This window comes from Streptomyces violaceoruber (assembly GCF_033406955.1).
GTDB classification, from domain to species: domain Bacteria; phylum Actinomycetota; class Actinomycetes; order Streptomycetales; family Streptomycetaceae; genus Streptomyces; species Streptomyces violaceoruber.
On the sequence record NZ_CP137734.1, the window covers coordinates 6,119,054 to 6,139,631 of the forward strand.

Consider the following 20,578-nt stretch of genomic DNA (forward strand, 5'->3'; position numbering starts at 1 on the left):
CGGACCGTGTGCGGACCGCGCGAGGCCCCCCGCCTTGCGCACCGCACCCCTCAAGCAGGACGGCGCCGCCCGGTGTGTCACCACCGGAACGGCGCCTGGATCAGACCCCTTCAGCGACAAGGAAGTCCGACCATGCAGGACAACGTACAGCCCCACCGTCCGGACGACTCCGTCGGATACCGCCGACCGGACCCGCTTGAGGCCGCGCTGCTCGCCGCGTGGAACGCGGGAGAGCCGGAGGAGACCGACGACGCCCCGGCCGCCGTTGATGCGCCGTTGATGCGCGTTGATGCGCCGCAGGTCACCGGCTGCCCCGCCCTCGACAGGCAGTGCCGCGGGCAGGACTGCCAGACCGGGTGCGAGCGGGTGCACTACGGGCCCGAACGCGGCCTGCGCGTCTCGTTCGTCGACGAGCCGCTGCTGCCGTTCGAGCTCGCCCACTGGGACGGCGAGCAGCCGCAGCTCGCGTTCTTCGGGGACGGCTCTTGGCCGGGCCTCGACGTCGACCAGGTCGACGAACTGCTGCTCGCCCTCGACGAGTACACCGGCGCCTTGCGGGTTGCCCGCGAGCACCTGGTGAAGGCGCGGGCCGGGCACGCGCGCGCCGTCGACGAGGGACTGGCCGCGCTGCTCCGCGAGGACGGCCAGGACGCCCACGAGGGTGGTGCGTGATGGCTGCACTGTCCCGTGCTACGCGACGCGTCATCGTCGCGCACCTCACCGACCGCGGCATGAGCCCGCAGGAGATCGCCGCTGAACTGGGCGTATCCGCCGACACCGTGCGCAGGGACCTGCGGGACGGCGCACCGCCGGCACCTGCCGTCGCCGACGAGCCTGCGGCGCCGGTTGCGTCCGGTCTGCTGCTGCCCGACGGCGCGCAGCTGCGCGGCGACCTGGCCGTGCTCACGGCCGCATACGGTGCGCGGCCGGAGGACGCAGCACGCTTCGCGGTCCACCAGGCCGCACGCCACGTGCGCGCGTGGCAGGCCCGCGCCGACGGTCGCAGTCGCCGGGGGGTCCGATGAGTCGCCGCGAGGACCTGCCGACCGACGTGCGGTGCTTCCTCCACTGCCGGTTGAAGGAGCTGCACGGTAAGCGCTGCTTCTACTGCCGCCGGAACTTCGGGAAGACCCGGCTCCGCCGGAGGACGTTGGACCACTACATCCCGTACCGGATTTGGCCCGCCTGGGAGATCGAGAATCTTGTGCCGGCCTGCGAGGGGTGCAACAACGCGAAGGCCGACAGCCTCCCGTGGCCGCTGGTGTGGCTGCTGCTCGTCCAGGTGAGGGAGGGAACCACCGTGAGGGAGGCGAACACCGCCCCGGCGGCCGTTCAGGCGCCGCCCGCCGGTACCTCCCTCGCCTCCCTCGCGGGGTAAAGGCGCAGGTCGCCCACGGGGAGGCGCCGGAGGGAGGCAGTAGGGAGAACTCCCCGCCTCCCCGGGCCGTACAAGGAGCCGCCCCCGACCCGCAGAATCGGGTCGGGGGCGGCTGTGTGGCCGGGCCCCGCCATCCGGGCGGGGGTGGCGCACCTCGCGCAGACGCGCCGACCGTGCCGGACACACGGTCTCACGCGTTCAGGCTGGCCGGCCGACGCGGGCACTTCGGTGCGCACTCGTACACCTCGACGTCCAGGACGTGAACACCGGACCGCCCCCGTGCCCGGCCGGCGGACACCCCGCCCGTCACCGCGAGCGAGGCGCCGCACCAGACGCACGCCCACCCCGAGTAGCGGTCACGAGGCAGCGACGCGGCGTCGGGCAGCTCGGCGGTCACGGCCGATCGGCGAACGGCACCAGGCGGTGCTCCTCGCGGCACGGGCGGCACGCGTACTGCGCGCCGCCGGGCCCGGATCCCTGCTCGATGACCACGATCAGCCGCACGTCGGCGGCGAAGCGGTTGTGCCACGAACAGAACCCGTAACTCATGGGGGTGTCGGTGGCGTCGTCGTTCTGCGTACTCTCGGTCATGTCGGTGCTCCCTCGAAGCGTCGGCCAGCCCCCGGGCCGTTCGCGCGGTCGCGGGGGCTCTCTGTGTCCGGGACTGTACGGCAACTTAGTACGTCTTGGTACGTCCTCGGACGGCCTAGGCAGATCTATGCCAGCCCATGAGGCGCTCTTACGGTCACAGCATGATCGAGCTGGACCGGGACGCCATGACGCCGATGTACGTGCAGCTCGCCAACGTGCTCCGCGACCGCATCCGGCACGGGCAGATTCCGGTAGGCCGGCGCCTGCCCTCCCAGTCCGAACTGGAAGCGGAGACGGGCGGCGCCGTCTCGCGCCGCACCATCAAGACCGCCCTCGAGGTGCTCGCCGACGAGGGCCTGGTGCAGGGGGTGCAGGGGAAAGGCGTGTTCGTGATCGCGCTCCCCGCGAATCCGCCAGCCAGTGAGTGAGGCAGTGAGCCCCCGCCCGCAGGCCCGCATGACCACCTCGGCGGGCCGCGACATGACCACCTCACTGGGTCACTGAAGCGGTCGTTCCCGCAGGCCACGGCCAGTGACCCGACGAAGTGAAGCAACCAGTGGAAAGTCACTGCCTCACTGCTGACGTCAGGGCAACGTCACGCCCGCCGTCAGCCCCCGTGACACCCGCTCCCGCCTAGGGCAACGGGTGTCAGGCCAGCCCTGACGTCAGGCGACGTCAGGCGAAACCGGTATCGCCTCCACCCGAAACCGGTTTCGCCCCCGGTGTCGGGGCTGGCCTGCGAAGTTTCGGGTTTCGGGGGTGGCGTCCGCACCCCCTCTACCCCCACTACCGCGCAGGTCGGAGGGCACTACCCACCCCGCTACCGGCGTAGCGGGGGCCCTCTACGGGCACGGCAAGCGAAAGGGCCCGCCGGTGGACTGCCGGCGGACCCCTCCAACCCCATGGCGACCGGTTCGGTGCTGTATGCGCCCCGGTCGACCAGGAGTCAGTCTATCCGCGTATCACCAGCGCTTGCCCAGCAGTTCGACCCGCGCCCGCGCGGCGGAACCGTCGCTCGTCCCGCCGCTGCGCGAGGCCATCGACGCGGCCTTGCGGCGCAGCCGCTGCAGGGAGCTGTGTTCCTGCACCCGCGCCGCCACCCACCGCTTCCGCTCCTCGGAGAACTGGCTTCCCGCGGGCACCCCCCACTCCGTCGGGAAGACACCCATTCCGCGGCCGATCTCCGACTGCTCGACGTCTCCAGCCATCACGCCACCTCCCGCACCGGCGCCTGCGCCTTGGCCGGACCGCGCAGCGCCCCCACCGCGGACGCCATCAGCGAGCCCTCCTCGCCCTCGTCGACGAAGACCAGACCGACATACGGGCCGGGCCGCCGGTTGCGCCGCTCGAACTGCGCCCCCGCATGCTGGTAGCCCTCACGGCGCGCCGCGTGGATCTCGCCTGGGGACACCTCCCCCTGCCGCACGAACGCGCCCGGCAGGAACGACCGGACCCCGCCCCGCTTCACCTTCTCCTCGGCCGCGTCCGCACCGGCCATGGCGGCCGCCTTGCGGTCCTCCACCCACTGCTTGCACGCCGCCTTCACCCGCGCCTGCTCGTCCGCATGCTCCCGCGCCCGCCGCGTCGACCCCGACGCCAGCCCTCGCGCGTCGTCCACGGAGACGGCCGGCCGCCCCGCCCAATCGTCCCGCACGGTCACGCCCAGGGCGGCGCACTCCTCGCGGACCTTGTCCGCCTTCCGGCCCGTCGCCGTCGCGATCTCCTGCAGGGTCACCAGTACCTCAGCCATTCCCGTCCTCCTCGTTCAGCGTCCGCTGCTCGACGAGCGCGCCCAGCAGCAGCCGGCGCGCCATCCGCTCCCGCTCCGCCGCGCTGCTGCACCGCCGGCCGCAGTACCGGCGAGGCCGGCCGGGGCCGGACCGGGCGGGCAGCGACCGGCCGCACTGAGCGCACGCACCGGAGTAATTCATCATGTGGTGAATTGTACTCGGGTAGGCGGCACGCGGGAGGCGAACGGGTGCACAGGTGTGCACCGGCACGGCGCCCGCCATGATCACCCCGTCGCGATCGGTCCGGGGAGAGAAAAAAGGCAGGGGGGCGCGGGGTAGGGATTGAGCGCTCACCAAAAACGCCGCTGACCTGCGACGACGTGTCGCAGGCCAAGCGGCGTGGTGTGTGTGGTCAGGCGGCCCGTAGGCGGGGGGTGTGGTCGGGTCGGACTGCCCATATGAGTTCGCATGCGGGGTCGGGGCATTGCACGAGATCTTGCGGCTGACCATGGACAGTGGCGCCGCCGACTCGTCGGGTGACGCGTTCGCATCGACAGGCCGGACAGAGCGCGACGCGGGCAGTGGGCACAGGGGCCTCCCAGGGGGTCAGGGGGTGGTGGTGCGGCAGTCGGGGCAGCGGGGTGCGCCGTGCTGGCCGTAGCGGATGGTGGGCTTGCGGCACTGGACGCACGGGCCGACGTTCGGGCCGGAGAGTGGCTGCATTCCAGCGTCCGCAGCGTCCGCAGCGTCCGCACGCTGGCGTTCACCCTGGTCAGGCAGGGTGAGCACACCGGACGCTGCAACGTTCGTAGCGTCCGGTGCAGCGTCCGCAGCGTCCGGCCCGGTCGGGTTGCGGACGCTAGCGTCCACCCCCCAGCGTCCACCCTGTTTCCCCTGGTCAGACACCGTGCCGGGGTCGGTTGCGGACGCTGCGGACGCTGTCTCGTACCTTCTCTCCGCAAGCGCGGTCAGCGTGTACAGGCGCTTACGCTTCGCGTCCGGGGTGCGCTTGCTGTCGTCCACCTCGATACCGATCGACCGCAGCACCGGGGCGAGCCGCTTGAGCTGTCCGCCGGCGCGCGTCGGATCCTTCGGCCACTTCTTCGGCAGCCGCTCGGGAGCGGGCACCCGCTCCAGCAACTCGGAGGCGGTCAGGGTGATGCCGTCGGCGCCCGCGCGGTCGACGAGCGCCACGACGGCCTGGGCGAACGGCTCGCCGTCCAGGACGTCGGCCACCGCGTCGCGGGCGGTCGCCTTGTAGCTGTCCAGGGTGTTCCATCCCTTGACCTTGTCGACCGCGGCGAGGACGCGTGCGAAGTCGGCCATGCGCGGGCGTTCGGCCAGTTGCACGTCGGGCAGGACGGCCAGGACGTCGGCGAGGAGATCGAACAGCGAGGCCAGGATGGACGCGTGCGCTTCGGCGTAGGCCGCGTCCAACTCGGCTTCCTCACGGCGCCGGCGGTCCGGGATGGTGTGCAGTTCGATGGTCAGCAGCCGCTCGGCCAGGTCCCCGGCGAGCGCGCCCGCGTCGATCGTCGTCATGGCGAGGACGCGGCGGAACTCGAGGACGACGACATCGTCGTCGGTGTACAGGGCGCGGTCGACGATGCCGTCACCGGTGACCGCGCGGCACAGTGCGTCGGACAGCCAATCCGGGATGATCGACACGTTGTCCAGGCACAGCGCCCACGAGTTGAACGCCTGCGTAGCCCACGACTTCACGTCCCGCGGCGCGGTGCGCTTCGGCGCCCCGGATGGGTCGACGATGCCGATGACCATCTTCGCGGAGTACGACTTTCCGGTGCCCTGCTCGCCCCGGAACGTGAGGATGGGGTGCGGCAGGTCGGGAATGAACGTGGCGACGAGCCACGCGACGAGGAGACGGAACCCGTCCTCGTCGGTGTTGAGCAGTGCTTGCAGCTTGGCCAGGCCGTCGCCGTCGCGGACCGGCGCGGGCAACGGCTTCATGGCGCCGGAGCGGCGGAAGAGGACGGGGGAGCGGGCGACGCGCTCCCACCCGTCCGGGCGGATGACGACGCACCGGCCGTCGGCGTCCGCTAGGTCGACGACGATGCGGGCGCCGTCCCGGGCCACGCGGACGTGCGGGACGCGCGGGTCGGCGTCCTGGGCGACGCCTTCCAGCACGGTCATGGCGTCGGAAAGGGCGCCCTGCGACGGCACGGCGCCCTTGTGCTCGTCGTTGTAGATGCGGGCGAGCTGGGAGCGCAGGCCGGCCTTTCCGCGGAGCGGGAGGGCGATGTTCGCGCCGTCGGTCTTCACGCCGTAGGGGCGGCCGTCCTCGGACATGAACAGTTCGTACCGCTTGCGGGCGATGGCGACGAGCTGGGCGGCCTGCGAGGGTCCGCGGCCCTTCTTGTCGTCGTCCTCGGCGGGGCCGTCGTCGGGGATGTACGCCAACGGGTCGTCATCAGCGTCCATGGGGCCGCCCGTGAGCTGCTGGGCGAGGTTGTCAGTCGTCATGCGGCGGTCTCCTGGGCGACGAGATAGCGGCCGGGCTGGCCGGGGACGGCGATCGGCGGCCAGCCGGGCGTGGCTCGCAGCTGGTGCGGGGGATGCGGCTTTGCTGCGGCGTCCAGTTCGGCGCGCGTCCTGCGGTCGGCGATGGCCGGGCGGGCGCGGTGCGCTTCGCGGAACCAGTCGAGGAGGGCCTGCTCGTCGCCGTAGCGGCGCCACATCTCGGCGGCCGTGATCAGGGCGGCGGCCTTCCGTGCGTCACCGGCGGGGAGCAGCAGCCACTCGCGCGTGCCGTAGACCGGTACGGCGACGTCGTCCGGCAGGAGGTTGGTTACCTGCTGCTCTGCCCACAGCGTGGTCATGTCGTCGGCGTTCACTGGGGCTCCTCGGCGGGCTGGAGCCAGTAGCCGGCGCCCGGGCGTGCGGTGGTGCAGTGGGCTGTGCGGTGGCCGTAGAACGGTTCGTCGCCGGAGCCGCCGCCGTGGGTGTGCGAGCGGCGGCAGTGCGGGCAGCGTCGGACGACGAGGAGCCACACGTGCCCGCCGCCGATGGTGCGGGTGTCCTTCGCGCGGCAGAGCGCGATCGGGTCGCCGGTCGCTACAGTGGCTTCAGACCCGCCCGCCTGCTGGTCGTTGTGCGCCCCGGTTGCCGCCGGGGCGTTCTTCTTTGCGCTCATGCCGCGGCCTGCCCCTTCTGCTGGGTGACCCAGGCGTCGACGTCTGCCCAGTCCCAGCGGAGTTGCGTGCCGACCTTGAAGGCGAGCGCGCCGACGCCGACACCGCGGTGCCGCTGGTCGTAGAGAGTGCGTTTCGGCAGGCCGGTGAACGCGGCGATCTGTTCGAGGGTGGCGAGTGGGCGACGGGACATGCGATCTCCCTGAGTACCGAATGTTCTTCAATGGCACATCAGGTGCCATGAGAGTTCCGAGTAAGCCCGATGATGCACGACGCTTGCGTGTTCCGCAACGTGCTCATATGGTTCCCTCATGGAACATCCAAGCCCGTCGGCCCCGGTCGACGTCCTAGCCCGCCGGGTGCGGCAGGTACGCTCCCGCCGCGAGATCACAGCGCAGCAACTCGCCGACCGACTCCGGGACGTCGGGGTGCCGTGGGACCGCGCGACCGTGACGAAACTCGAAACGGGGCGCCGGCAGAACGTGACCCTGGTCGAATGGCTGGCCCTCGCCCGCGTCCTCGACGTCGCCCCGGTGCATCTGCTCATCGAGCCGGAAGTGCCAGGGCCCGACGCGGACGACCAGGCCGCGCTCCCCTACGACGTAACGCCCGGTGAGACCGTTCCGCGCTACCAGGCCCGCGCGTGGATCCGCGGACTGGCCAACCTCCCCGGTACGGACCTGCGCACCTTCTTCTCGGAAGTGCCGGCCTGGGAATGGGGGCACCGATGGGTCCTGGTCAGTAAGGACGCCGACCCGGACGCCCCCATCGGGGACCTGCACAAGTGGGCACGCGCCGGATACGGCGGCTACGGCAACCCCGACATCGTCGGAAGGGGGCACGGTGGCGAGCCTGAAGAAGCGCCCGAACGGTAAATGGCGCGCCCGCTACCGGGACGCGGCCGGCCGCGAGCACGCGCGGCACTTCGAGCGGAAGGTCGACGGGCAGCGGTGGCTCGACGAGGAGACGGCGAGCATCGTCACCGGCCAGTACGTCGACCCGCAGGCCCGGAAGACCACGGTCGACGAGTGGTGCGACACCTGGCTTGAGGGCTACGCCTCGAACCGGCCGTCCACCGTGCGGCAGGCCCGCGTGCATCTGGCGCGCATCCGGCAGGAGTTCGGGCCGCTGCCGCTCACGGCGGTGCAGCCGTCCATGGTCCGGGCCTGGCTCGCGCGCCTGCGGAACGAGGGGCGTTCGGCGTCGTACCTGTTCGCGCTGCACTCCCGCCTGTCGCAGGTGATGCAGGACGCGGTCATCGACCGGAAGGTGCCGGCGAATCCGTGCTCGCGGCGGACGTCGCCGGGCGCGGGCAAGCCGCGGGCCTACGTCGCGACCGAGGCGCAGCTGTGGGAGCTGTACGAGCGGGCAGGCGCGCCGTTCCGTCCGGCGCTGCTGCTGGGCGCGTTCGTCGGTCTGCGGACGGCGGAGGCGTGCGGGCTACGGCCGCAGGACGTCGACCTCGAGGGCCGTGCCATCACGCCGGCGGTGCAGTACCCGGCGGCGCCGCTGAAGACGGAGATGAGCGGGGAGACGGTACCGATCCCGGACAGTCTCGTCACGGTGCTGAAGCCGCTGTGCGCGGACCGCGCGCACGTCCTGGTCGACGAGGACGGCGCCCAGCTCGGGCCGTGGCAGGTCGAGCGGGAGATGCGGCGCATCCGGGGGAAGGTCACCGGTCTGCCAGCGGGGTTCCGCTTCCACGACCTGCGGCACTTCTACGCGTCGCTGCTCATCGCGTCCGGCGCGGACGTCAAGGTCGTGCAGCACCGGCTGCGGCACGCCTCGGCGAAGACGACGCTCGACACCTACGGGCACTTGTGGCCCGACTCCGACGAGTCGACGCGGACCGCAGTCGAGCGCGCCATGAACGGCAAGATCGTTAGTCTTGCGGACTCTGTGCGGACCGGGGGTGACCCGGAATGAGAACATCCCTGGTCACCCCCGGTGAGCCGATCACACGTCGAAGTACATCTCGAACTCGTGCGGGTGCGGACGCAGCTGCAGCGGCGCGATCTCGTTGGCGCGCTTGAAGTCGATCCACGTCTCGATCAGGTCCGGCGTGAACACGTCGCCCTGGAGCAGGAACTCGTGGTCGGCCTCCAGGCGGTCGAGGACCGCGCCCAGCGAGGTCGGGACCTGCGCCACGTTCGCGTGCTCCTCGGGAGCCAGCTCGTAGAGGTCCTTGTCGATCGGCTCGGCCGGCTCGATCTTGTTCTTGATGCCGTCCAGGCCCGCCAGCAGCAGCGCCGAGAACGCCAGGTACGGGTTGCCGGAGGCGTCCGGGGCGCGGAACTCGACGCGCTTGGCCTTCGGGTTCGAGCCCGTGATCGGGATCCGCATCGCGGCCGAGCGGTTGCGCTGCGAGTACACCAGGTTCACCGGCGCCTCGAAGCCCGGCACCAGGCGGTGGTACGAGTTCACCGTCGGGTTGGTGAAGGCCAGCAGCGACGGGGCGTGCTTGAGGATGCCGCCGATGTAGTAGCGGGCGGTGTCCGACAGGCCGGCGTAGCCCTGCTCGTCGTAGAAGAGCGGCTCGCCGCCCGACCACAGCGACTGGTGGACGTGCATGCCCGAGCCGTTGTCACCGAAGATCGGCTTCGGCATGAAGGTCGCCGTCTTGCCGTTCTTCCAGGCCACGTTCTTCACGATGTACTTGAAGAGCTGGAGGTCGTCCGCGGCCGCGAGCAGCGTGTTGAACTTGTAGTTGATCTCCGCCTGGCCCGCGGTGCCCACCTCGTGGTGCTGGCGCTCGACCTGGAGGCCGGACCGCTCCAGCTCCAGGGAGATCTCGGCGCGCAGGTCGGCGAAGTGGTCGACCGGCGGGACCGGGAAGTAGCCGCCCTTGTAGCGGACCTTGTAACCGCGGTTGTCCTCCAGCGCACCGGTGTTCCAGGCGCCGGCCTCGGAGTCGATGTGGTAGAAGGACTCGTTCTCGCGGGTGGCGAAGCGGACGGAGTCGAAGACGTAGAACTCGGCCTCGGGACCGAAGAACGCCGTGTCGGCGATGCCCGTGGAGGCCAGGTACGCCTCGGCCTTCTTCGCCACGTTCCGCGGGTCGCGGGAGTACTGCTCGCCCGTGATCGGGTCGTGGATGAAGAAGTTGATGTTGAGGGTCTTGTCCCGGCGGAACGGGTCGACGCGCGCGGTGGACAGGTCGGGGCGCAGGGACATGTCCGACTCGTGGATGGCCTGGAAGCCGCGGATCGAGGATCCGTCGAAGGCCTGCTCGGCGTCGGGGTCGAACGCCGTGGCGGGCAGCGTGAAGTGCTGCATGACGCCCGGCAGGTCGCAGAACCGGACATCGACGAACTTGACGTCCTCGTCCGCGATGAACTTCTTGACGTCGTCGGCGTTCTGGAACATCCAGCTCCTCCTACTCCCGACCGTCCCGCCGGGTTGGTAGATCGTTCGTGCGGCCAGTGCGGGTGGCACACGCTTCCTCGACCCTAGGGACGGGTGATTTCTCGGGCGTGACCCATTTGTTTCGCAGAAGTTAACCGGCTCCCTCCCCAGCCTAGGCCGGATCGGGGGCCCGCACACCCCGCCTTTCCCGGTACGTATACGGGCGCAGTACCGTGTTCGGGTGGACAACAGGCAAGCAATCGGATCGTGGCTCTCCGGCCCCCGCGCGGCCGTGGAAGAGGCCGGCGCCGACTTCGGACACCGCGGCGAACAGCTCGGCCTGCCCGAGGAGGGACCGGGTTCGATCGCCCGCCCGGGCAGGCGGCTCGGCGCCCTGGCCGTCGACTGGGCCCTGTGCTCCCTGATCGCATACGGCCTGATCACGGGCAGCTACGGGCAGACGGCGAGCAACTGGGCCCTGCTGATCTTCTTCGTGCTGAGCGTGCTGACCGTCGGCACGGTCGGCTTCACCCCGGGCAAGCGCCTGTTCGGCCTGCGCGTCGTGGACCTCGCCACCGGCCGCCCCAGCCCGCTGCGCGCCCTGCTCCGCTCGGTCCTGCTGTGCCTCGCCCTCCCGGCCCTGATCTGGGACCGCGACGGCCGGGGCCTGCACGACCGGCTGGCGCGCACCGTGGAAGTCCGGATCTGACCCGCCGCGCGCCGCACGTCTCGCGCGGTACGACGCCGGTACGGCGAGGGGGGCGGCCCGAGTGATCGGGCCGCCCCCCTCGCCGTACCGGCGTTCCGGAGTCCTGCGGGTCAGCGCTGCTTGGGGTTGCCGCCGCGGGGCATCCGCATGCCCTTCGGCATCGGGCCCTTCGGCAGCGGCATGTTGCTCATCAGGTCGCCCAGGGCGCGCAGCCGGTCGTTGGTCACGGTGACCTGCGGGCCGCTCAGGACGCGGGGGAGCTTGAGCATGGTCGTGCGCAGCTTCTTCAGCTCGACCTGCCCCTCGCCGGTGCCCACGAGCAGGTCGTGCACGGGGACGTCGGCGACGATGCGGTTCATCTTCTTCTTCTCGGCCGCCAGCAGTGACTTCACCCGGTTCGGGTTGCCCTCCGCGACCAGCACGATGCCGGCCTTGCCGACCGCGCGGTGCACCACGTCCTGGTTGCGGTTCATCGCCACCGCGGGGGTCGTCGTCCAGCCCCGGCCGATGTTGTCCAGCACGGCCGCCGCGGCGCCGGGCTGTCCCTCCATCTGCCCGAAGGCCGCCCGCTCGGCCCGGCGCCCGAAGACGATCGCCGTCGCGAGGAAGGCGAGCAGCAGGCCCAGGATGCCGAGATAGATGGGGTGACCGATCCAGAAACCGATCGCGAGGAGGACACCGAAGACGACGATGCCGACACCCGCGAGCACAAGACCGATCTTCTTGTCGGCCTTGCGGGTCATCTTGTAGGTCAGAGCGATCTGCTTCAGTCGCCCGGGATTCGCAGCGTCCGCTGCAGGTTCCTTCCTCGCCATGGCACGAAGTCTACGTGTCCCCGAAAGCGCCGACGACGGCAGTGCCCGGCCGTGCCCGTCGGGGGGCGGGCGGGACGCGGTCAGGGGCGGCCGGCGACGGACTGCCGCAGCGCGCGCTCGGTCTCGATCCGGTCCTTGGCGCGGCGACGGTCCTCCAGGACGGAGTTCCAGGCGTTGCGCCGGGCGGTGCGCTGGCCGCCGCTCATCAGCAGCGACTCGACGGCCCGCAGGGCGGTGGTGAACGACGGGATGGCGGTGGCGCGGACGGTGGTGGGGCGAACGGGCGCGGCCTGCATCGTGGAGGTCCCCCCTCGGTACGGCTCCGGGTACGGAGACGGGTGTACGTGATGGTGTACGTGCTGTGATTCCAGGGTCACTGATTGGTGTTACCAGGGCGTGACCCGCCGGTCAAACGCACATGAAGTCGCGTCGCCGGGTCCTGGAACGGACTCGCGGCCCCGACCGGTGCCCTCATCAGCGAGGACGGTCGGAGCCGCGGCGTATCGGCCGTTACTGGCCAGTAGTGACTTGTGCGGGACTTCACACGGTGGCGGACCGGCGCTGCTCCATGGCCATTCCGTAGAGCCGTCCGGCCCGGTACGACGAGCGGACCAGAGGGCCCGACATCACGCCGGAGAAGCCGATCTGCTCGGCCTCCTCCTTCAGCTCGACGAACTCCTGCGGCTTGACCCAGCGCTCCACCGGGTGGTGGCGCACGGACGGGCGCAGGTACTGCGTGATGGTGATCAGCTCGCAGCCGGCCTCGTGCAGCTGCTTCAGCGCCTCGCTGATCTCCTCGCGGGTCTCGCCCATGCCGAGGATCAGGTTCGACTTGGTGACCAGGCCGAAGTCGCGGGCGTCGGTGATCACCTTCAGGGAGCGCTCGTAGCGGAAGCCCGGGCGGATGCGCTTGAAGATCCGCGGGACGGTCTCGACGTTGTGCGCGAAGACCTCGGGGCGGGACTCGAAGACCTCCCGGAGCAGCTCCGGAACGGCGTTGAAGTCCGGGGCCAACAGCTCGACCTTGGTGCGGCCGGCCTCGCGGCCGGCGGTCTGCTCGTGGATCTGGCGCACCGTCTCCGCGTACAGCCACGCGCCGCCGTCGGGGAGGTCGTCGCGGGCGACGCCGGTGATGGTGGCGTAGTTCAGGTCCATGGTGACCACGGACTCGCCGACGCGGCGCGGCTCGTCGCGGTCGAGCGCCTCGGGCTTGCCGGTGTCGATCTGGCAGAAGTCGCAGCGCCGGGTGCACTGGTCGCCGCCGATGAGGAAGGTCGCCTCGCGGTCCTCCCAGCACTCGTAGATGTTGGGACAGCCGGCTTCCTGGCAGACCGTGTGCAGGCCCTCGCTCTTCACGAGGTTCTGCATCTTGGTGTATTCGGGGCCCATTTTCGCCCGGGTCTTGATCCACTCGGGCTTGCGCTCGATGGGGGTCTGGCTGTTGCGGACCTCCAGGCGCAGCATCTTGCGTCCGTCGGGTGCGACTGCGGACACGACCGGCTCCCTAGCGTTTGATTCTTCGGCGCCTTTAAGCGTACGCCCGTGGATTTGAATGCCCGGCGAGGGTGCTGGCTCTGGGGGCTGCCGCCCCCAGGCCCCCGCTTCGGCCCTGAACGGGCCTTGTCCCCAAACGCCGGACAGGCTGGATTTATGCCGGTGTCTTCTCGATGACCCGGGGCTTGAGTTCCGCGTTCTCCAGGACGTCCCTCAGGTGGCGTTCGGCGACCGGGAGGACCTCCTCGATGGTCACGTCGCGGCCGAGTTCGTTCGCCAGGGAGGCGACGCCCGCGTCGCGGATGCCGCAGGGGATGATCTTGTCGAACCACTTGTTGTCGGGGTTCACGTTCAGTGCGAAACCGTGCATCGTGACGCCCTTGGCGACCCGGATGCCGATGGCGGCGATCTTGCGGTCCTCGCGGCGCTGGCCCGCGTTGGACGGGGCGTACTCGGGTCCGTTGAGGCGGGGGTCGAACTCGTCGTCGCTCAGGCGGGGGTCGAAGTCCAGGGAGAGGCCGCCGAGCACGGGGCGCTGCTCTACCGGGTCGCCGAGGACCCAGACACCGCTGCGGCCCTCCACTCGGGAGGTCTCCAGGCCGAACTCCGCGCAGGTGCGGATCAGGGCCTCCTCCAGCCGGCGGACGTGGGCCACCACGTCGACCGGGCGCGGGAGCTTCTGGATGGGGTAGCCCACCAGCTGGCCCGGGCCGTGCCAGGTGATCTTGCCGCCGCGGTCCACGTCGATCACCGGGGTGCCGTCCAGCGGACGCTCGCTGTCCTCGGTGCGCCGGCCGGCGGTGTAGACCGGGGGGTGTTCGAGGAGCAGCACGGTGTCGGGGACCTCGTCGACGAACCGCGCGGCGTGCACCCGGCGCTGTTCGTCCCACGCCTCCTGGTACTCGACGCGATCGGCACCGAACCCCATCCGGACGAAGCGCAGCTCACTCACGGCACGTGCCTCCCTGCAAGGTCGTAAGGCACGAAGCGTGCCCACGCCACTGTACGACCGTCCGCGCGTCGTCAGCCGGGCGGGCAATTCTCACACGATCGGATGAATGCCGGGCGAATTGTGCGATCGGGTGCTTACTCTCCGCTACATTCACGCCGTTCACGAGGCCATAAGGGCTGCTCACAGGCGCTCCGGGCAATCGAACGCCCGGAAGGCAGGAGACCGCACCGCACCATGACGGAACGACCCGCGCAGCGCACCCCCAACCGCCAGCTCGCCGCGCTCATCGCCGAAGCGGGGTTCTCGAACGCGGGTCTCGCGCGTCGCGTCGACCAGCTCGGACTCGAACACGGCCTGGACCTGAGATATGACAAGACGTCCGTCACCCGGTGGCTGCGCGGTCAGCAGCCCCGCGGCACCACCCCGGCCCTGATCGCCGAGGTCTTCACCCGGCGCCTGGGCCGCCGCCTGACCGCCCAGGACCTCGGCCTGGACGCCTGCGCGCCCGTCTACGCGGGCCTGGAGTTCGCCGGGAGCCCGGAGGAGGCGGTCGACATCGTCGGCGGGCTGTGGCGCAAGGACTCCGGCAGCCACGCCGAGCTGCGGAAGATCGCCTTCACCCCGGCCGGGCTCGTCGTACCCAGCCGCGACTGGCTGATCGGCCGCCCCGACGAGAAGGTGGCCCGCGCCGAGGTGCCGGTCCGCATCCCCGCGCAGGGCCGCCCGGCGACCCCGCGGCTCGCCGTCCCGCTCGACCCGTCCAGGCGCCGGGCCCCGGCCGAGCGCGGCCCCGGCCAGAAGGTCAGCGGGGGCGACCTCGCCGCGCTGCGCTCCGTCGGCGAGCTGTTCCGCAGCCTCGACGACCGCTACGGAGGCGGACACGCCCGCCAGGCCCTCGTGCGCTACCTGGAGCACGAACTGGAACCGATGCTGCGCGGCACCTACGGCGAGCAGACCGGCCGCCGCCTCTTCGCCGCCGCCGCCGACCTGACCCGGCTCGCCGGCTGGACCTCGTACGACATCGCCGCGCACGGCCTCGCCCAGCGCTACTTCGTGCAGGCGCTGCGGCTGTCGCAGGCGGCCGGGGACCGGGCGTACGGCTCGTACGTGCTGGTCACCATGAGCCGGCAGGCCGTCTACCTCGGCCACGGGCGCGAGGCCGTGCAGCTCGCGCGGGTGGCGCAGCAGGGCGTGGGGACCTCCGCGCCGCCGGTCGTGCAGACCCTGCTGCACGCCGCCGAGGCGCGGGCGCACGGCCTGCTCGGCGAGGTGCGGGCCTGCACCGCGGCCCTGGTGCGGGCCGAGCGGGCGCTGGAGGCCGCCCGGCCCGGCGACGAGGTGCCGCACTGGGCGCGCTTCTTCGACGAGGCGCAGCTCGCCGACGAGTTCGGGCACTGCCACCGCGACCTGCAGCAGTTCCGCGCCGCCGCCCAGCACGCGGAACGCTCGCTGCAACTGCGCGCCCCCGTCTACGCCCGCAGCCGGCTCTTCTGCCGGGTCGTCCTCGCCACCGCCCGGCTCGGCCTCGGCGAGCTCGACCAGGCCTGCCAGCTGGCCGCCGAGGCGGCGGGGCAGGCGGCCGAGATGCGCTCGGTGCGCGCCGCGGAGTACGTCCGCGACTTCGAGCGCCGCCTGGAGCCGTACCGGGACGCCGCCCCGGTCCGGGGGTACCGGGACAAGGTCGCCGCCCTGGGGTAGCGGCGGCGCCGGCCCGGACCGGATCGGAACGGCCCCGAACGGCCCCGAACGGCCCCGAACGGCCCGGTCCTAGGCCGCGTGGGCCGTCGGCGCCGGCTCCGCCGAGTGCATCGGACGGCCCGCGCCGAGGTCCCTCAGGATCGCCGCCGAGGCCCGGTGGCCCGAGTGCAGGGCGCCCTGGGCGGTGCTGGTGTCGCGGTGGTCGCCGCACACGTACAGCCCGGCCAGCAGCCGTACCGGCCTGCGTGGATCGTGCGGCGGGCGCATCGCGGGCACCGCCTCGGGCGTGTGGTGCACGGCGAGGGTCTCCCAGCGGGTGGTCGGGGTGCCGTAGAGGCGGGACAGGTGGATGCGTACGGCGGTGTCGAGGTCGGGCGGGGGAGGGCCGAGGACCGTCGAGGAGACCAGGGTGCGGCCGGCCGGCGCGCGGGACGGGTCCACCTGGCTGACCTGCGCCGTGTGGGCCACCGGGCCGCCCCGGTCGGCGTCGAGCAGCAGGGCCGCGCCGGTCGTCGGCGGCTCGTCGGTGGTGTGGTGGACCACCGTCACCGGGTGGAAGTCCGGCACCCGCAGGCCCGGCAGCAGCTCGGCCGCCGCGCGGGCGTCGGTCGCCACCAGCACGGCCCGGCAGCGGATGACGCCGTGCTCCGCGGTGGTCACCGCGTTGGTCGCGACCGAGGTGACGCGGACTCCGGTGTGCACGGTGCCCGGCGGCAGCGACCGCGCCATGTGCTCCGGCAGGGCCTCGGCGCCGCCCTCGGGCAGCGTGAGCCGTCCGCCGGCGAAGGCGCGCAGCGCGAGGTCCGCGCACCGGCTGGACGTCGTGAGGTCCGGGTCGTACAGCAGGGCGGCGAGCAGGGGGCGCAGGAAGCCGTCGATCGTGCGGGCCGGCAGCCCGCGGGCCGCCAGCGCCCGGGCGGCGGGCAGCTCCGGCCGGGCCAGCAGCCGTTCGGCCGGCGTGTGCGCGAGCCGGGCCAGCGCGGCACCGAGCCGGGCCTGGTCCACGGCGGTGCCGAGCGGGGCGCCGGCGCGGCTGCGGGGCGCGGCGGCCGGCCTGCCGGACGTGCCGGGCGCGTTCACCGTGCGCCGGGGCGCGGGCATCGAGCGAGGGGCGCTCGCGAGGGCGCGCACCGCATGGAGTGCGCCCCGTGCGCTCCGTACGCCCGACGGGGCGCCCGCGTGATGGTGGCGGCCCTCGCTGTGCAGCAGGACCCCGGGGGCGAAGGGCAGCAGCGCGAGACCGTCGAGCCCGGGGGTGCGGCGCAGTTCGGGATACGCCGTGGACAGCAGCTGTCCGATTCTGTCGAGCCGGAAACCGTCGACCTTCTCGGTGGCCATCCGGCCGCCCACCGCATGGGCGGCCTCCAGGACCGTGGTCGTCACTCCTGCGCTGGTCAGCCGTTGCGCCGCGGCGAGTCCGGCGATCCCGGCCCCCACGACGACGACGTCCGCCTGGTACGCGGGCTCAAGCACGTGCCCCTCCTCGAGGTTGCGCGGCCGCTGGAGACGTCATGCCCCCAACAGGCTTGAGGAATACTCGAGTTCGAGACGAGGTTAGGGTGCGAAACGGTCAACGGGAATCACCCGGGGGCGGCACACGGTCGCACAGCGGTCGCATGCGGGTGCGATATGGCCATCGAGTGGTCGGAGTGCGGTGACGCGTGGCGGCGGGTGGCGGCGCGTGGCGGCGCGTGGATCACAGTGCCGCCCGGATCGCCCCGTCGATCTCCGGGAACGCGAAGCGGAAGCCCGACTCCATGAGGCGGGCGGGGAGCACCCGGGCGCTGCCGAGGACGTCGCCCGCCATCTCACCGAGCGCGGCGCGCAGGACCGGTGCGGGCACGGCGAACGGCGTCGGGCGGTGCAGCACCCGGCCCATGGCCACCGTCACCTCACGGTTCGTCACCGGCTGAGGGGCGGTCAGATTGAAGGGGCCGGAGAGGTCGTCCCGGTCCAGGAGGTGCCGGATCGCCGCCACCTCGTCGTGCAGCGCGACGAAGGACCAGTACTGCGACCCGTCGCCCAGCCGCCCGCCGAGCCCCGCCCGGAAGAGCGGGAACAGCCGTCCCCAGGCACCGCCCCCGCGCGCGACGACCAGGCCGGTGCGCGTGAACACCGTCCGCACGCCCGCCTTCTGCGCGGGGGCCGCCGCGGCCTCCCACTCCACGCACAGGCCCGGCAGGAAGCCCTCGCCCGGCGGGGCGCTCTCGTCCACGGGACGGTCGCCGGTCTCCCCGTAGTAACCCATCGCGCTGCCGTTCACGAAGACCCGCGGCGGCCGCTCCAGCGCGGCGACGGCCTCCGCGAGCGCCGTCGTGCCGTGCACCCGGCTGCTGCGGATGCGGGTCTTGTACGCGTCGGTCCAGCGGCGGTCGCCCACCCCGGCCCCGGCCAGGTTGACCACCGCGTCGCAGCCCTCCAGTCCGGCGGCGTCCACCCGCCCGTTCTCGGGGTCCCAGCGGACCTCGTCCGGGCCCTCGGGCGCGCGCCGCACCAGGCGCACCACCCGGTACCCGTCCGCGGTCAGGGACCGCGCCAGGGCGCCGCCGATCAGACCGGACGCGCCGGCCACCACGATGCGGGGACGGTCCCTGGGCGGGCGTCCGTTGTTCGTGCGTCCGTTGTGTGTGCGTCGGGCGTCCGTGTGCCCGCCGTCCGTGTGTCCGTCGTCCATGTGCCTGTCGCCCATGTGCCTGCCGTCCCGTCCGCCGTCCGTGTGTCCGTCGTCCATGTGCCTGCCGCCCATGTGTCCGGCGGCCATGTGCCTGCCGCCCAGGTGCCCGCCGCCCATGTGACCGGCGGCCACGTGCCCGCCGCCCACGTGGCCGTCCTCCAGGGGGCCATCCTGCCGGGTGACCCCGGAAAAACCCCGGACCGGTCTCCGACACCGCGTCGTACAGTGATCGCCATGCCAGCCCCGCACATACGCCGCGCCAGGTCCGAGGACGAGCACCCGCTGCGCCGGATCGACCTCGAGACCTGGTCCTACCTGCACGCCGTCTCGCCCCCACCGGGACCGGACGACCCCTTCTTCCGGGACACCTGCGGCCCCGACGCCCACCTGGTCGCCGAACTCGACGGTGCCGTCGTCGGCTACGTCCGCCTCGGGTTTCCCACTCCGCTGGCCTCCAACACCCACGTCCGGCAGATCCGCGGCCTCGCCGTCGCCGGCGCGGCCCGCGGCCACGGCGTGGGGCGGGCACTGGTCCGGGCCGCCGTCGACGAGGCCCGGCACGAGGGCTTCCGCCGGATCACCCTGCGGGTCCTCGGCCACAACACGGCCGCCCGGGGCCTCTACGAGTCGGAGGGCTTCGTCGTGGAGGGCGTACAGCCCGAGGAGTTCCACCTCGACGGCCGGTACGTCGACGACGTGCTGATGGGACAGATGCTGACCGCGCTCACGTCGTGACCACGCTCACCTCGTGACCGCGCTCACGACGTGACCGGCTCGCCCGTGTCCACCGCCCGCGTGGCGTCCGCCGCGTCGCGGGCCTCGGGGGCCACCTCGGCCGCCGTCAGCACGTAGCCGGTCTCCGCGTCGGAGGTGGAACGGGCGAACACCACCCCGTACACCCGGCCGTCGGTGGTCAGCAGCGGTCCGCCCGAGTTGCCGGGGCGGACCGTGGAGCGGATCGAGTAGATCTCCCGGGTCACGCTCTCGTCGCTGTAGATGTTCTGGCCGGTGGCGCGGACCCGGTTGGCCACCGTCGCCGCCCGCAGATCCAGGTCGCCGTTCTGCGGATAGCCCGCCACCACCGCGGCGTCGCCCCGCGCGGCGTCCTCGTCGAACCGCAGCACCGGCGCGCTCAGGTCCGGGACGTACAGCACCGCGACGTCCTTGTCCGGGTCGAACAGCACCACCCGCGCGTCGTACGCCGGGCCCACGCCGCCCACCCGGACACTCGGGTCGTCGATGCCGGCCACCACGTGGGCGTTGGTCATCACGTGCTCCGGCGCGTACACGAAGCCGCTGCCCTCCCGGCCCTGGGTGCCGCTCACGCCCTCCACCTTCACCGTGCTGAGCTGGGCCGCACGGGTGGCCGCGGGCGTGACGCTGTCGCCGGAGGGCTCGGCGACCTCGGCGGCCGACTCGTTCTCGAACGGGTTGAAGACCTGCGGGAACCCGGCGTCGGCCAGCGCGGACGTCGCCCGGGAGAACCACGCCGGGGTGGTGTCCGGCATCACCCGCTGCACCGCGCCCAGCAGCGTCGAGTCCCGGATCGCCGAGGTGAGCAGCGAGGACGAGGAGGCCGCGAGCACGCTCGCCGCCACCCACGCCACGATCAGCGCCGCCGCCGAGTTCGCGACCGCGCCGCCGACCCCGTCGGCCACCCGGAGCGGGCCCGCGGTCATTTCGCCGCGCAGCCGCAGCGCGAGGCGTCCCGCCAGTTCGTGGCCCGCCATCGCCGGCAGCAGCACCGTGACCACCGCGACCACCGTCGCCGCCGTCGAGCCCCGCTCCACCAGGTCCATCACCCACGGCAGGACCCACACGCCGAGTGCCGCACCGCCCACGAAGCCCGCCAGCGACACACAGCCGGCCACCAGGCCGCGCCGGTAGCCGGAGGCGGCGTAGGCCAGCACCACCAGCGCGAGCACGATGTCGAGCAGGTCCACGCGCGAACCGCCTTTCTGCCGGGCCCGGGACCCCCAGTACGTGCCGTACCGGGCCGGTGATCAGCCCGGTGCGCACGACTGTCCGGAAAACGGCCACCTG

The 20,578-nt window shown here is 72.3% G+C and carries 25 protein-coding genes; 9 read left to right on the top strand and 16 right to left on the bottom strand.

What is annotated here, in order from left to right; translation table 11 throughout:
- The first annotated feature begins 132 nt into the window (after window positions 1–132).
- The 3 genes from R2E43_RS27310 to R2E43_RS27320 are packed head-to-tail and all read left to right on the top strand — an operon-like array spanning window position 133 to window position 1,378.
- Window positions 133–672, top strand: coding sequence for a hypothetical protein (locus R2E43_RS27310; protein WP_332056663.1), 540 nt, complete (start codon window positions 133–135; stop codon window positions 670–672).
- The gene (locus tag R2E43_RS27315; protein ID WP_332056664.1) at window positions 672–1,025 is read left to right on the top strand and encodes a winged helix-turn-helix domain-containing protein; all 354 of its coding nucleotides are present in this window, start codon (window positions 672–674) and stop codon (window positions 1,023–1,025) included. Before R2E43_RS27310 ends, R2E43_RS27315 begins: the two co-directional genes overlap by 1 nt.
- Window positions 1,022–1,378: an HNH endonuclease gene (locus R2E43_RS27320; protein WP_332056665.1), complete on the top strand. Its 357-nt coding sequence runs from the start codon at window positions 1,022–1,024 to the stop codon at window positions 1,376–1,378. The genes R2E43_RS27315 and R2E43_RS27320 overlap by 4 nt, the downstream gene beginning before the upstream one ends.
- A gap of 393 nt (window positions 1,379–1,771) precedes the next feature.
- Here the strand turns inward: R2E43_RS27320 and R2E43_RS27325 are convergent, their stop codons facing one another.
- On the bottom strand, window positions 1,772–1,969 hold the full coding sequence (locus R2E43_RS27325) for a hypothetical protein (RefSeq protein ID WP_332056666.1): 198 nt from the start codon (window positions 1,967–1,969) through the stop codon (window positions 1,772–1,774).
- A gap of 161 nt (window positions 1,970–2,130) precedes the next feature.
- Here R2E43_RS27325 and R2E43_RS27330 point away from each other — a divergent pair, with 161 nt between their 5' ends.
- A complete protein-coding gene (locus tag R2E43_RS27330; protein ID WP_332056667.1) occupies window positions 2,131–2,397 on the top strand; it encodes a GntR family transcriptional regulator in 267 nt (88 codons plus the stop codon).
- A gap of 534 nt (window positions 2,398–2,931) precedes the next feature.
- On the opposite strand, the gene R2E43_RS27335 is transcribed toward R2E43_RS27330, so the two are convergent.
- The 7 genes from R2E43_RS27335 to R2E43_RS27365 form a co-directional block, all read right to left on the bottom strand.
- Window positions 2,932–3,177 carry a hypothetical protein gene (locus tag R2E43_RS27335; RefSeq protein ID WP_332056668.1) on the bottom strand — a complete coding sequence of 82 codons (246 nt, stop codon included), beginning with the start codon at window positions 3,175–3,177 and terminating at the stop codon, window positions 2,932–2,934.
- On the bottom strand, window positions 3,177–3,719 hold the full coding sequence (locus R2E43_RS27340; RefSeq protein WP_332056669.1) for a hypothetical protein: 543 nt from the start codon (window positions 3,717–3,719) through the stop codon (window positions 3,177–3,179). Before R2E43_RS27340 ends, R2E43_RS27335 begins: the two co-directional genes overlap by 1 nt.
- A complete protein-coding gene (locus R2E43_RS27345) occupies window positions 3,712–3,903 on the bottom strand; it encodes a hypothetical protein (RefSeq protein ID WP_332056670.1) in 192 nt (63 codons plus the stop codon). Before R2E43_RS27345 ends, R2E43_RS27340 begins: the two co-directional genes overlap by 8 nt.
- 402 nt (window positions 3,904–4,305) lie before the next feature.
- Window positions 4,306–6,180: an ATP-binding protein gene (locus tag R2E43_RS27350; RefSeq protein ID WP_332056671.1), complete on the bottom strand. Its 1,875-nt coding sequence runs from the start codon at window positions 6,178–6,180 to the stop codon at window positions 4,306–4,308.
- Entirely contained in the window at window positions 6,177–6,551 is a 375-nt protein-coding gene (locus R2E43_RS27355; RefSeq protein WP_332056672.1) for a hypothetical protein, read from the bottom strand. Before R2E43_RS27355 ends, R2E43_RS27350 begins: the two co-directional genes overlap by 4 nt.
- Window positions 6,548–6,850 (bottom strand): hypothetical protein, encoded by a 303-nt coding sequence (locus R2E43_RS27360; protein WP_332056673.1) that lies wholly within the window; start codon window positions 6,848–6,850, stop codon window positions 6,548–6,550. The genes R2E43_RS27355 and R2E43_RS27360 overlap by 4 nt, the downstream gene beginning before the upstream one ends.
- Entirely contained in the window at window positions 6,847–7,041 is a 195-nt protein-coding gene (locus R2E43_RS27365; protein ID WP_332056674.1) for a helix-turn-helix transcriptional regulator, read from the bottom strand. Before R2E43_RS27365 ends, R2E43_RS27360 begins: the two co-directional genes overlap by 4 nt.
- A 118-nt stretch (window positions 7,042–7,159) precedes the next feature.
- On the opposite strand from R2E43_RS27365, the gene R2E43_RS27370 reads away from it, so the two are divergent.
- Both R2E43_RS27370 and R2E43_RS27375 read left to right on the top strand, forming a co-directional pair.
- Window positions 7,160–7,723 (top strand): helix-turn-helix domain-containing protein, encoded by a 564-nt coding sequence (locus R2E43_RS27370; RefSeq protein ID WP_332056675.1) that lies wholly within the window; start codon window positions 7,160–7,162, stop codon window positions 7,721–7,723.
- Window positions 7,692–8,774, top strand: a complete 1,083-nt coding sequence (locus R2E43_RS27375) for a tyrosine-type recombinase/integrase (RefSeq protein WP_332056676.1) — start codon at window positions 7,692–7,694, stop codon at window positions 8,772–8,774. The genes R2E43_RS27370 and R2E43_RS27375 overlap by 32 nt, the downstream gene beginning before the upstream one ends.
- A gap of 30 nt (window positions 8,775–8,804) precedes the next feature.
- Here R2E43_RS27375 and glnA read toward each other — a convergent pair whose 3' ends face one another.
- A complete protein-coding gene (gene glnA, locus R2E43_RS27380) occupies window positions 8,805–10,214 on the bottom strand; it encodes a type I glutamate--ammonia ligase (RefSeq protein ID WP_003976617.1) in 1,410 nt (469 codons plus the stop codon).
- Between the two features lie 220 nt (window positions 10,215–10,434).
- On the opposite strand from glnA, the gene R2E43_RS27385 reads away from it, so the two are divergent.
- Complete coding sequence (locus R2E43_RS27385) at window positions 10,435–10,902, top strand: RDD family protein (protein WP_003976618.1); 468 nt, start codon at window positions 10,435–10,437, stop codon at window positions 10,900–10,902.
- Window positions 10,903–11,012: 110 nt separating this feature from the next.
- Here the strand turns inward: R2E43_RS27385 and R2E43_RS27390 are convergent, their stop codons facing one another.
- The 4 genes from R2E43_RS27390 to lipB all read right to left on the bottom strand — a co-directional run bounded on the left by R2E43_RS27390 (window position 11,013) and on the right by lipB (window position 14,163).
- A complete protein-coding gene (locus tag R2E43_RS27390; RefSeq protein WP_003976619.1) occupies window positions 11,013–11,717 on the bottom strand; it encodes a DUF4191 domain-containing protein in 705 nt (234 codons plus the stop codon).
- Between the two features lie 80 nt (window positions 11,718–11,797).
- Window positions 11,798–12,013 (bottom strand): SCO2195 family GlnR-regulated protein, encoded by a 216-nt coding sequence (locus R2E43_RS27395; protein WP_003976620.1) that lies wholly within the window; start codon window positions 12,011–12,013, stop codon window positions 11,798–11,800.
- A gap of 244 nt (window positions 12,014–12,257) precedes the next feature.
- Complete coding sequence (gene lipA / locus R2E43_RS27400; protein WP_003976621.1) at window positions 12,258–13,211, bottom strand: lipoyl synthase; 954 nt, start codon at window positions 13,209–13,211, stop codon at window positions 12,258–12,260.
- Window positions 13,212–13,365: 154 nt separating this feature from the next.
- Entirely contained in the window at window positions 13,366–14,163 is a 798-nt protein-coding gene (gene lipB, locus R2E43_RS27405) for a lipoyl(octanoyl) transferase LipB (protein ID WP_003976622.1), read from the bottom strand.
- Between the two features lie 234 nt (window positions 14,164–14,397).
- Between lipB and R2E43_RS27410 the strand changes: the two genes are divergently transcribed.
- Complete coding sequence (locus R2E43_RS27410; RefSeq protein WP_011028191.1) at window positions 14,398–15,861, top strand: hypothetical protein; 1,464 nt, start codon at window positions 14,398–14,400, stop codon at window positions 15,859–15,861.
- A gap of 69 nt (window positions 15,862–15,930) precedes the next feature.
- Here R2E43_RS27410 and R2E43_RS27415 read toward each other — a convergent pair whose 3' ends face one another.
- Window positions 15,931–17,334 (bottom strand): NAD(P)/FAD-dependent oxidoreductase, encoded by a 1,404-nt coding sequence (locus R2E43_RS27415; RefSeq protein WP_011028190.1) that lies wholly within the window; start codon window positions 17,332–17,334, stop codon window positions 15,931–15,933.
- 223 nt (window positions 17,335–17,557) lie between these two features.
- Complete coding sequence (locus R2E43_RS27420) at window positions 17,558–18,550, bottom strand: TIGR01777 family oxidoreductase (RefSeq protein WP_374105159.1); 993 nt, start codon at window positions 18,548–18,550, stop codon at window positions 17,558–17,560.
- Between the two features lie 219 nt (window positions 18,551–18,769).
- On the opposite strand from R2E43_RS27420, the gene R2E43_RS27425 reads away from it, so the two are divergent.
- Window positions 18,770–19,270 carry a GNAT family N-acetyltransferase gene (locus R2E43_RS27425; RefSeq protein ID WP_210985149.1) on the top strand — a complete coding sequence of 167 codons (501 nt, stop codon included), beginning with the start codon at window positions 18,770–18,772 and terminating at the stop codon, window positions 19,268–19,270.
- 23 nt (window positions 19,271–19,293) lie between these two features.
- Here R2E43_RS27425 and R2E43_RS27430 read toward each other — a convergent pair whose 3' ends face one another.
- Window positions 19,294–20,478 carry a MarP family serine protease gene (locus tag R2E43_RS27430; RefSeq protein ID WP_030870938.1) on the bottom strand — a complete coding sequence of 395 codons (1,185 nt, stop codon included), beginning with the start codon at window positions 20,476–20,478 and terminating at the stop codon, window positions 19,294–19,296.
- Between the last annotated feature and the right edge of the window lie 100 nt (window positions 20,479–20,578).